Here is a 10,606-nt window from a genome sequence, read left to right as displayed (position 1 = left end):
ATGACCTGATGCTTTCGCGCAACTGGGATAAAATAAAAAAGGCAACTGAATTTATAATTAAGGAAGACGGCAATGCAGATGGACTGATAGAAAAAGAGCAGGCAAACACTTACGATATCGCCTTTTTCGGCGCTAACACCTATGTAGGCGGGTTATATCTTGCCGCATTAAGGGCGGCATCAAAAATGGCCCTCCTGATGAAGGATACGGCTTTTGCAAAACATTGCGACAGCATATTTACAATCGGAAGGAACAAGAGCGTGGAGAAGCTCTGGAACGGGGAATACTTTGTGCAGGATGTGGATATCACCAAACACCCGCTGTCGCAATATGCGGATGGCTGCCTGAGCGACCAGATGTTTGGGCAAACCTGGGCGCATTTGATCAATATAGGATATATATACCCGGAGGCCAAAGTAAAAACAACCCTGCGATCCATCTGGAAATACAACTGGGCGCCTGATGTGAGTGTGCAAACCAGAATGCACAAGCCGGAAAGAATATATGCCGATGCCGGCGAGCCCGGACTTTTGGTAGCTACCTGGCCTAAAAGCAGGCATATGGGAGAAGACGGTGTGCGTTACCGTGATGAAGTATGGACAGGTATTGAATACCAGGTAGCCACCAATATGATCTATGAAGGCATGACGGATGAAGGACTTTCTATAGTTAAGGGCGTCCATGAACGTTATAGCCCTGAAAAGCATAACCCCTGGAATGAAATAGAATGCGGCGATCACTATGCGAGGGCGCTTGCTTCATGGGGTGTATTGCTGGCGCTTGAAAATTTTGTATACGATGGGCCTGCCAAAACACTGGCATATGTTCCAGCGGTTCAAAAGGAAAATTTCAAAGGATTTTTTACAGCGGCAGAAGGCTGGGGAAATATCAGCCAGCAAAGAAGCGCAGGGCAACAGGTTAACAGGATAGCGGTAGCATACGGAAAATTGCGGTTAAAACAATTATCGGTTGAAATAGCCGGTAAGGCAAAGAAAGTGCAGTTAACGCTTGATGGTAAACCGATCCCCTGCAGCTTTGCCCAATCCGGGAATAATATTACCCTTTCCTTTGAAGAAACACAGGTAATTGCATCGCAGCAGCTTGTGGCATCAATTGACCTTTAGCCCCGGAAGAGCATTTTGATAACGCAGTCGCTGCACTGCGCATGGTTGAGTTATGAGCATCAGTACATTTAATGCATTCAGGAGCCGCAACTACAGGCTCTATTTTGCCGGTCAGTCGGTATCCCTCATTGGCACGTGGATGCAAAAAACAGCGGTAAGCTGGGTGGTCTATTCATTAACACATTCCAAGTTCATGCTTGGTGTAACCCTGTTTGCCACGATGTTTCCCTCATTCCTGTTTTCGTTCATTGGCGGGGTAGCTGCCGACCGTTATAACCGCCACAGGCTGTTGCTGCTTACGCAGATCGTATCCATGCTGCAGGCCGTGTTATTAACATTGCTGGTATTCTCGGGGCATTATACGGTTTGGGATATCATTGCGCTCAGTGTATTGCTCGGCGTCATCAATGCGTTCGATGTGCCTGCACGGCAATCATTGGTATACGAAATGGTGAACGATAAATCGCATCTGCCTAATGCGCTGGCCCTCAATTCTTCTATGGTGAATCTTTCGCGGCTTATCGGGCCGGCCATTGCAGGCATATCCATTGAAGCCTTTGGTGATGTTGTTTGCTTTGGATTGAACGCATTGAGCTTCGGTGCGGTTATCTTTTCCTTGCTGATGATGAAGCTGCCTCCATACAAGGCAAAACCCCGTACCCAAAATGTTTTAGGAGAATTAAAAGAAGGATTGTCTTATATAAAGCAAGCTCCCGAAATTGCATTCCTCCTGGGTATGCTTGGTGCGATAAGCCTGCTGGTACTGCCGTTCACTACATTAATACCCGTGTATGCCAAAGATATCTTTCATGGTACGGCAGCCACTTTTGGCTGGATTGACAGCGCTATCGGCTTAGGTGCCTTTGCCGGCGCCTTGTTCCTCGCTTCATTAAGATCAGCGGCAAACCTCCGGAGAATACTGGCCATAAATACCCTTGTCCTGGGCACGGGGCTGGTATTGTTTTCTCATACCACTTATTACCCGCTGGCGTTGGTATTTGCTACGTTCGGCGCTTTTGGCATGATGTCGCAGGTTACCATCGTTAATACGATAATACAAACTACGGTAGCTGCCGGTATGAGGGGCCGCGTTATTAGTTTTTATGCCATGATCTTCTTTGGCATGCAGCCCTTAGGCGGACTTATCATTGGCTCAGTATCACAATACTTCGGTGTGCAGAATACCGTTTTGGCGGAAGGTATTATCGCTATACTGATCGGAACGGTACATTTTCGTTTCCTGAACAGCAGGAAGCAGAAAAAACGCATTGCATCTTAAAAATAAACCGTTGAGCTTTCCCGGATCAACATCCGCCCGCGTTTTTAGAAAGGGATCTGCTATGCTTCTTTTTCAGACAGCGCTGCCAAAAAATGTTGTATCCGCGCAACCGTTTCTTTTTTGCCCAATAGCTCAGCGATATGAAATACACCTGGTCCAAATTTGCCGCCTACCAGCATGATGCGGAGCGGCAGCAGCAATTCACCTGGTTTGATCTGATGCGCTGCTGCCATTTCTTTAAAACCGGCTTCCAGGTCATGCGCATTCCAGTTGTTGCTTAATTCAAAACTGCGGATCAGTCCGGTAAAGAATACCTCTTTTGCCTCACTCCATTTAGGCTTTACTGCATCTATATCATATGCTTCCGGTGCTTTAAAAAAGAAAGCTCCCTGCTCCGCAAAATCAGTGAGCAAATGGCAGCGTTCTTTTACCAGCGTTATCACTTTATCTAAAAGCTGTTCATCGGTTACGTTAATTCCTTTGTTAGTGAAAACCTGCTTAACTTCTTCCCTGAGACTTGCAACCTGTAACTTCTTAATCCATTCATGGTTGAACCATTTCGCTTTTTCATAATCGAATCTGGCGCCGCCGCTGTGTACTCTTTCTATAGAAAATTTTTCAATCAATTCGGCTTTAGAAAAGATCTCCTGCTCGCTGCCGTCATTCCACCCCAGTACAGCCAGCAGGTTAATGAATGCTTCCGGCAAAAATCCCTTTTCTTTAAATCCTTCCGTAAGCTCATTGGTTTTGGGATCGGTCCAGCTCATAGCAAAAACCGGGAAGCCGTATTTAACGCCATCTCTTTTGCTGAGCTTTCCGTTTGGACCCAATATAAGCGGCAGATGTGCCCATTGCGGCATGGCATTGAGCCCGAATAAATATTTCCAGAGCAAAATATGCACAGGAGCGCTGGGCAGCCATTCTTCACCGCGAAAGGCGTGGCTGATCTCCATTAAATGATCATCCACCACCACTGCAAGGTGATAAGTGGGCATGCCATCGGCTTTCAGCAATACCTTATCATCAACAACCGAAGTATTAAAGCTTACTTCGCCACGGATCATGTCGGTAAAACTTACCGTTTCATTTTCCGGCATTTTAATGCGTATTACGTGCCTGGTATTTTCATCTAATAATCTTTTCACTTCGCTTTCGGCTAAGGTGAGGGAGTTGTGCATTTGAGTACGTACCGTATGATCGTATTGAGGAGAAGGGTTTTGCTCAGTTTTAAAATCTACACGCATTTTTTCCAGTTCTCCGGGAGTGTCGAATGCGTAGTATGCATATCCGTCTTTTACCAACTGTTCGGCATACTGCCTGTACAGCGTTTTTCGCTCACTCTGGCGGTAAGGCCCATATGCGCCGCCCCGGATGGAGCTCTCATCAGGCTCCAGCCCTGTCCATTGCAAACAATTGAAAATATATTCCTCTGCGCCGGGCACGTAGCGGCTCTGGTCGGTATCTTCAATGCGGAGAACAAAATCCCCCTGGTGCTGTTTTGCAAACAGGTAATTATACAAAACAGTTCTTATACCACCCAGGTGCAGCCCGCCGGTTGGGCTGGGTGCAAATCTTACGCGTACTTTTTTTGTTGCTGGCATAGACCGCAAAATTAAGGCGGATAAATCAATCTGCCGGAATACAATTACCTTAGCCTTAAAGTATTTATTATGAAAAGCAGTATTGCAGCCACTGTTTTTGTTCTTATGCTTGCCTTTACGGCACAATCGCAATCATATGAACCTGCCGAAGCCAATAAGCAGGCCCGGGAATGGTTTGCAGCCGCAAGATTTGGGATGTTCATCCATTGGGGACCGTTCAGCATACCCGGGAGCGGGGAATGGGTGATGAACAACAGGAATATTACAGTTGAGAATTATACGCGGTTGAAAGACTTTTTCAATCCGATTGATTTTGACGCGGCCGAATGGGTAAGCATTGCCAAAAATGCGGGCATGAAATACATTACACTGATCACCCGCCATCACGACGGCTTCAGCATGTGGGATACGAAATACTCCGATTTCAATATCATGAATACCCCGTATAAGAAAGATATCGTAAGAATGATAGCCGATGAATGTCACAAACAGGGTATCAAAATATTTTTTTATTATTCACTTTTAGACTGGCGGCGTGAAGATTATCCGCACGAAACAGGCCGCACCGGGCAGGGTACAGGAAGAAAGGGTAAAGGCAATTATGCCAGCTACCTGCAGTTCATGAAAAACCAGTTGACGGAACTACTCACCAATTACGGAGAAGTGGCGGGTATATGGTTTGATGGTCACTGGGATCAGACAAACCCCGAAGGAGATAAGGACAGGACTTCCCGTATTGACTGGAAGTACGATGAAATATACGGGCTGATACACCGGTTGCAGCCACAGTGCCTGATTGGCAACAATCATCATCTTACCCCTTTCCCGGGAGAAGATTTTCAGATGTTTGAAAAAGACCTGCCGCACCAGAACACGTCGGGGCTTAATTTCCAAAAGCCTTCCGAAGACCTGCCGCTCGAAACCTGTGAAACCATTAACGGATCATGGGGGTTTAACCTCACTGATACCTCTTATAAGAGCAACCGGCAGTTGATCTCGCTGCTTGTAAATGCTGCCGGCAACGGGGCCAACCTTTTGCTGAATGTGGGACCTATGCCCAACGGCAAATTTCAACCCGAATTCATCAGCCGGCTGGCGTATATGGGCAAATGGCTGCAAACCTATGGTGAAAGCATTTACGGCACAAAAAGAGGGTTCATCCTTCCGCAGCCGTGGGGCTGTATAACAGAAAAAGACAACAAGGTGTTTATTCATCTGCTCAAACAACCCGAAGAAGGAACCCTAACAATCCATGGGTTTCCATACAAAAAAATAGTTTCCGCTACCTGGCTTAAGGACAATAGCGCTGTTTCCTTTACTTTAAAGAAAGGAACGCTTTCTTTTCATTCCGCGGATATCAGCATGAACGATTACGATGCAGTGATAGCGCTGCAAATAATAAAATAAGCGATGTTTTATTTTGTAAAAACACCCTGGTGGATAAAAAAGTTATACCCCTCCTGCATATGGGAAATGCAAACGGATGAAAAAGTTTTATACCTCACTTTTGATGACGGCCCGCATCCCCGGGCTACTTCTTTTGTATTGAACGAACTGGAAAAATACAATGCAAAAGCCACCTTTTTTTGTGTGGGCAAAAATGTTACCCAACACAATGATATTTATCGTCGTATTTTAAACGAGGGGCACCATGCAGGCAATCATACTTTCAATCACCTGAACGGGTGGAAAGTGAGTGACATGGCGTATTTCAAAGATATAGCAGAAGCAAGAAAAAATATTGATTCTGCTTTGTTCAGACCCCCTTATGGTAAAATATCAAAATTCCAGCTCAGGCACCTTGCGGATGATTTTAAAATGAAAGTAGTAATGTGGTCGGTATTGAGCGGGGATTTTGATACTGCCGTTCCGGGAGAATCCTGTTTAAAGAATGTCATGCTTTCGGCAAAGCCCGGAAGTATTGTGGTATTTCATGACAGTGAAAAGGCCTGGACAAACTTAGCCTATGCATTACCGAAAGTGCTGATGCATTTTGCAGGGCAGGGATACAGGTTTGAGAAAATTAATTTATAAAAACCTTGTTTTCAATTTATCAATAAATGGAGAAAAAAACATATTAATGAATTGGGCCTGGGTGGAAACCCTGGCCCGTTTTTAATCCGTACCCTATGAAAACTGAGACTAAATTACAATGTTTTTTTATTTTTGCAAGATTTTTCGTGCTTAAAATCAAGACTGGCAGACCTTTAAATAGTATTTTTACGGTAATGTAAGTGTTTTTACAGAGGACTTTTACCCGTTTGCGTGTTATTCTTTTTTGGCGTTTAAAATAAAACCAAAAGAAGTGCCTACGTCTGGTTTGCTGCGAATGTGAATGCTTTGACCGTGCGCTTCAATGATGTGTTTGCAAATAGCAAGCCCCAGCCCGCTTCCCCCCACTTTCCTGCTCCTTGCGGCGTCGGTGCGGTAAAACCTTTCAGATATCCGGGGAATATGTTCTTCGGCAATACCAATCCCGTCATCGCTTATTTCCACCAACACATGTCTTTCATCGGTTATATACGCACTGGCGGTTACATTGCCATGGGTTTTGCCATACTTTATTGCATTGTCTGTAAGATTAATGAGCACCTGCCTTATTTTTTCCTTATCGGCAAAAACAACAATAGGAGCCTCGCAGCCCTTTTTTAGCCCTAATTTAATTTCTCTTTTTGTAGCCAGTAAAAAAAGAGAATCGAATACTTCACGAACGAGATCCTGTATAACGAAATTCTCTTTATATAATATCTGTTCCCCGCTTTCCAGCCTGGTGATCTCATCCAGGTCATTGAGCAGGTTTACCAGCCGGGATACGTTTTTTGAGGTGTTATTTAAAAACTTCGTACTTACTTCCGTGTTCTCAGCAGCCCCGGTCAGCAAAGTTTCTACATATCCCTGTATAGCAAAAATGGGTGTCTTTAGTTCATGGGAAAGGTTTTGCAAAAATTCTTTACGGTAGGCTTCATTCGCCTTTAATACTTCAATTTCCTTTTTCTTTTGCTCGGCCCATTTTTCTACATCTTCACTTACTTCGTCTATACTTTTTTGCGGGAGTAAACTCTTATAATAAAATTCCTCTCTTTTGCTGGCTTTTGTTTGGTAAATGAATTTATAAATGAGCTTGATCTTTCTGTAAATGAACCGCTGAAGCGTATACAGTATCAGGGCATAGCTTCCGGCCATGACCATCGCAAACGCCGCTGCAAACACCCACCACAACGGCTTTAACAAAAATATGCCCGCAGCTACGGGAAGTGCAATAAAGAATGCCGTAAAACCTGCCAGTTGGCGGGGCGAAAAATTTTTTTTAGTGAGCATATATTCTGCGTGATTATCGGAACCCGCTGCCAAAGCCGGGCACCTTCCTAAAGATATAGGATAAGATAACACATCGCCATTACAATTAGCCGAATGTAAAGTTAAAATACAGGGATTCTTTATGTAGCCGGTGCGGCTACCTTTTATGCAGCATAAGGGTTGAGTGTGGTGATTATTATGTTACCATTTTATAGCCCACCCCTTTTACAGTAGTGATGCAGTCTACACCAAGCTTCTGGCGGATTTTCCGGATATGCACGTCAATGGTCCTGTCTCCAACAATTACTTCAGTTCCCCATATCCGGCTCAATATTTCATTGCGCAGGAATACCCTTCCGGGTTTGGTAGCCAGAAGGTAAAGCAATTCAAATTCTTTTTTGGCTAAAACGAGCTCCTGGTCGTTCACCAGAACAATAAACCGAACGGGGTCAATGGTTATATTGCCTGCCTGTAAAATTTTATCGCTTTCAGGTTTCTGCACTCTCCTGAAAAGCGCATTTACTTTGGTCACCAGTATTTTTGGACTGACCGGCTTGCTGATGTAATCGTCTGCACCGTATTCGAGCCCGTTAATATGTGATGTTTCATCGCTTAATGCGGTAAGAAATACGATGAGCGTATCGTGGAAAGCGGGTAATGACCGCAGTGTTCTGCATACTTCCATGCCTGTTTTATAGGGCATCATTACATCCAGCATGATCAGGTCGGGATCAATGGTCTTTGCTTTATGCAGGGCTTCATCCCCATCCTTTGCCGTAATTGTTTCATAGCCTTCCTTTCTGAGATTGTAGCTCACAATTTCGAGTATATCCGGCTCATCATCAGCGATCAGTATCTTTTTCCCTTTCTGCTCCATTAACAATATGTTTACGCAAAAATAATCCCCACAGCCATATGTGCCTCAAAGCCGGGATTATGAAATTGTTAACCCGTTTTACAGTTTGGCACTAAATTCTCTCTGGTAACGTTAATGAGTGGATTATTGTTCCCAGCCGGGACCGGTGATTTTTATGAAATCCGGGGAAATAATCTCCTCATCTAATATCCTTAATTTTGCAGCAGTTCAATATATATGTATAAGACAATATCTATACTCATAGCCTTATTCCTTTTTTCGGAAGCTGCAACTGCACATATTGATACTTTAAAGAAGAAAGTGAATATTGCCCGTGTCCGGTATCATGAAAATATTGAAAAAGAGCAGCAGCTTGCATTGCATTTTAACGGAGGGGACGGCAACGGGATCAATGCATCTGCAAATAAAGAAATCAATGCGCTGGTTACAAATGCCCTGATAAAAGAAGTTAATATATTAAAGGATTCAATAGAATCCGACGCTAAACTCGATCACAGGTTAAAAGTAAAATACCTGAGCGGGCTGGAAAACCTCCTTAAAGGATTTAATGCAGGCTGGCGCAACAAAAGCTTTACCGCTGTTCTTGCGCGGGAATTGCTGGAAAATTACAAAGCCCTGATGGCAGCCGATATCAAAAAAAAGGATATCCGTTCTATCGTTGAAAGCGCTTCTTATGAAGTAGGCAATATCAATATCAACGGAAGTGGGAGCGCTATGTATGAAAACCCGGGGTTTGAAGCATCCCGCATTATTTTATTCAGAAAATTCTGCCGGAAATATCCCGACAAAACCCTTTCCATGCTGGAACAGTACTACAATGTTCCTTTTGCCGACAGTCTGGTTAAAGCAGCGGCACACCGCAATCCGAATCAGCTATACGATTATGCAGCAGCCACACGTACCCAGGCGGGTCGTTTGATAAGGCGAAACAGTGATCCGCTGGTCAAAGCCATTGTTGCCATCGCCGGCAGCAAAAGCGGGCAGCAGTATTATCCTTTTCTTGATGAAATAGTACATGGCCGGTTAACCATGCCCGATATATTTCGTGCCATGGATGATAACCTGCTTTATTACCGGTTACTGGTGAAAACCCAGATTGGTTATGCAGAGCGGCTCATCAAAAAAGATACTCCGCTGGCTCATGATAAGTTATTGTTTAAGCTGCAGGACAGGGCCAAAAATGTATTTATAGAACAGATCAATGCCCTGCATGATCTTCCGGATAATGCCCGCTTTAAAGTTACCGATCCGCTTACACCGCAGGAATTGTATTACCTTATTGTTCTGGGCGAAGATGTGATGTACACTTCAAGCTATAAAGGCGTATTTAACCGTATGATGCAGCGCATGGCTGTTCCTTCGGGCGATTCGTTGCTGATGAGTGTGAGGTTTGATCGTTTTAAAAAGTTCATCAGGCTCGCTGCGGGCTATAATAAGCTGGATGAATTTTTGCAAACCATGCCCGACAGCAATTCGCAACGCTTAATGATGGCTTTTGTGCGCGGACTTGAAAAAAGCGGTACCCTTGAAGATGCGGTGGATGTTGCGGATTCGTACGGCAGCATTAAGAATCCATTGGTAAAAAAGCTCATAGACCAGGAAATTGAGAAAAACCTTGTACAGGGGAAAGAAGCGCGGGATAAAAGAGCCATTGTTATTTATGATATTTTACAAACCATTTTCCAGTCATCGCAGGACAGCAGCATTGATGTTTCTACAAAATTGAATATACCACCTGTGTACAGGGTAAATTATAAAGATCTGGTAGACGACAGCGGACGCATCGTGCAGCAGGTTTTCTTTTATGGCGACCAGGATGGTAAGGAATCATTTGCCAATTTTATGAGCATGTTTACGGGCCCCGACTGGAAAGTTAAACGCAGCGCAGAGTGGGTGGAAATAAAGCCAACCAAAGGGAAACCGGTCTTTATTTATGCGAACCTGCCACTGGATTATGAAAAAGGGCTGGATTCGGTTGCGCAGACACATTTGCACCAGTTTTTGGAAAAAAAGAACCTGAAACCCGGCATAACCATACACCGGGGGCATAGTTATTGGGTTGGTTCAACGATCAGGAACCTGCCTACGTCTTCAAAAATTGTAATCCTGGGCTCCTGTGGCGGATTTCACAACCTCGACGATGTGTTGAGAACATGCCCGGATGCACATATTATTTCTTCAAAAGAAGTAGGCACAAGAATTATCAATGAACCCATTTTAAAAGAAATAAATGATCATTTAAAAGAAGGCAAAGACATTGAATGGCTGCCGATATGGAAGGATCTGGCCGCCCAGTTCCCAACCGGGGAAGCCAAAGAAAGATTTGATAACTATATCCCCCCTTATAAAAACCTGGGCGCTTTGTTCATCAAAGCATATACACGGCAAATGGGCAGCATGGAATGATGGGGGGAGAGAAAATTACAAG

The 10,606-nt window shown here is 44.4% G+C and carries 8 protein-coding genes; 5 read left to right on the top strand and 3 right to left on the bottom strand.

All coding sequences use genetic code 11. The annotated features are described in order from the left end of the window. Both PLH26_RS06420 and PLH26_RS06415 read left to right on the top strand, forming a co-directional pair. Positions 1 to 1,124: GH116 family glycosyl hydrolase (locus tag PLH26_RS06420; protein ID WP_324585174.1), on the top strand; the 1,124-nt coding region annotated here is incomplete at its 5' end. Between the two features lie 52 nt (positions 1,125 to 1,176). After that, entirely contained in the window at positions 1,177 to 2,403 is a 1,227-nt protein-coding gene (locus PLH26_RS06415) for an MFS transporter (protein WP_324585173.1), read from the top strand. A 59-nt stretch (positions 2,404 to 2,462) separates the two neighbouring features. Here PLH26_RS06415 and gltX read toward each other — a convergent pair whose 3' ends face one another. Next, positions 2,463 to 4,004 carry a glutamate--tRNA ligase gene (gene gltX, locus PLH26_RS06410; RefSeq protein ID WP_324585172.1) on the bottom strand — a complete coding sequence of 514 codons (1,542 nt, stop codon included), beginning with the start codon at positions 4,002 to 4,004 and terminating at the stop codon, positions 2,463 to 2,465. A 69-nt stretch (positions 4,005 to 4,073) separates the two neighbouring features. Here gltX and PLH26_RS06405 point away from each other — a divergent pair, with 69 nt between their 5' ends. Both PLH26_RS06405 and PLH26_RS06400 read left to right on the top strand, forming a co-directional pair. Beyond that, on the top strand, positions 4,074 to 5,411 hold the full coding sequence (locus tag PLH26_RS06405) for an alpha-L-fucosidase (protein WP_324585171.1): 1,338 nt from the start codon (positions 4,074 to 4,076) through the stop codon (positions 5,409 to 5,411). A 3-nt stretch (positions 5,412 to 5,414) separates the two neighbouring features. Beyond that, positions 5,415 to 6,038: a polysaccharide deacetylase family protein gene (locus PLH26_RS06400; protein ID WP_324585170.1), complete on the top strand. Its 624-nt coding sequence runs from the start codon at positions 5,415 to 5,417 to the stop codon at positions 6,036 to 6,038. Between the two features lie 234 nt (positions 6,039 to 6,272). Here PLH26_RS06400 and PLH26_RS06395 read toward each other — a convergent pair whose 3' ends face one another. Beyond that, on the bottom strand, positions 6,273 to 7,322 hold the full coding sequence (locus tag PLH26_RS06395; protein ID WP_324585169.1) for a sensor histidine kinase: 1,050 nt from the start codon (positions 7,320 to 7,322) through the stop codon (positions 6,273 to 6,275). 175 nt (positions 7,323 to 7,497) lie between these two features. Further along, entirely contained in the window at positions 7,498 to 8,178 is a 681-nt protein-coding gene (locus tag PLH26_RS06390) for a response regulator transcription factor (RefSeq protein ID WP_324585168.1), read from the bottom strand. Positions 8,179 to 8,394: 216 nt separating this feature from the next. Between PLH26_RS06390 and PLH26_RS06385 the strand changes: the two genes are divergently transcribed. Beyond that, complete coding sequence (locus tag PLH26_RS06385) at positions 8,395 to 10,584, top strand: hypothetical protein (RefSeq protein WP_324585167.1); 2,190 nt, start codon at positions 8,395 to 8,397, stop codon at positions 10,582 to 10,584. Positions 10,585 to 10,606 lie beyond the last annotated feature (22 nt).

It is taken from the genome of Agriterribacter sp. (genome assembly GCF_035444585.1).
GTDB lineage: Bacteria > Bacteroidota > Bacteroidia > Chitinophagales > Chitinophagaceae > Agriterribacter.
This window is presented reverse-complemented; position numbering and strand designations above follow the sequence as displayed.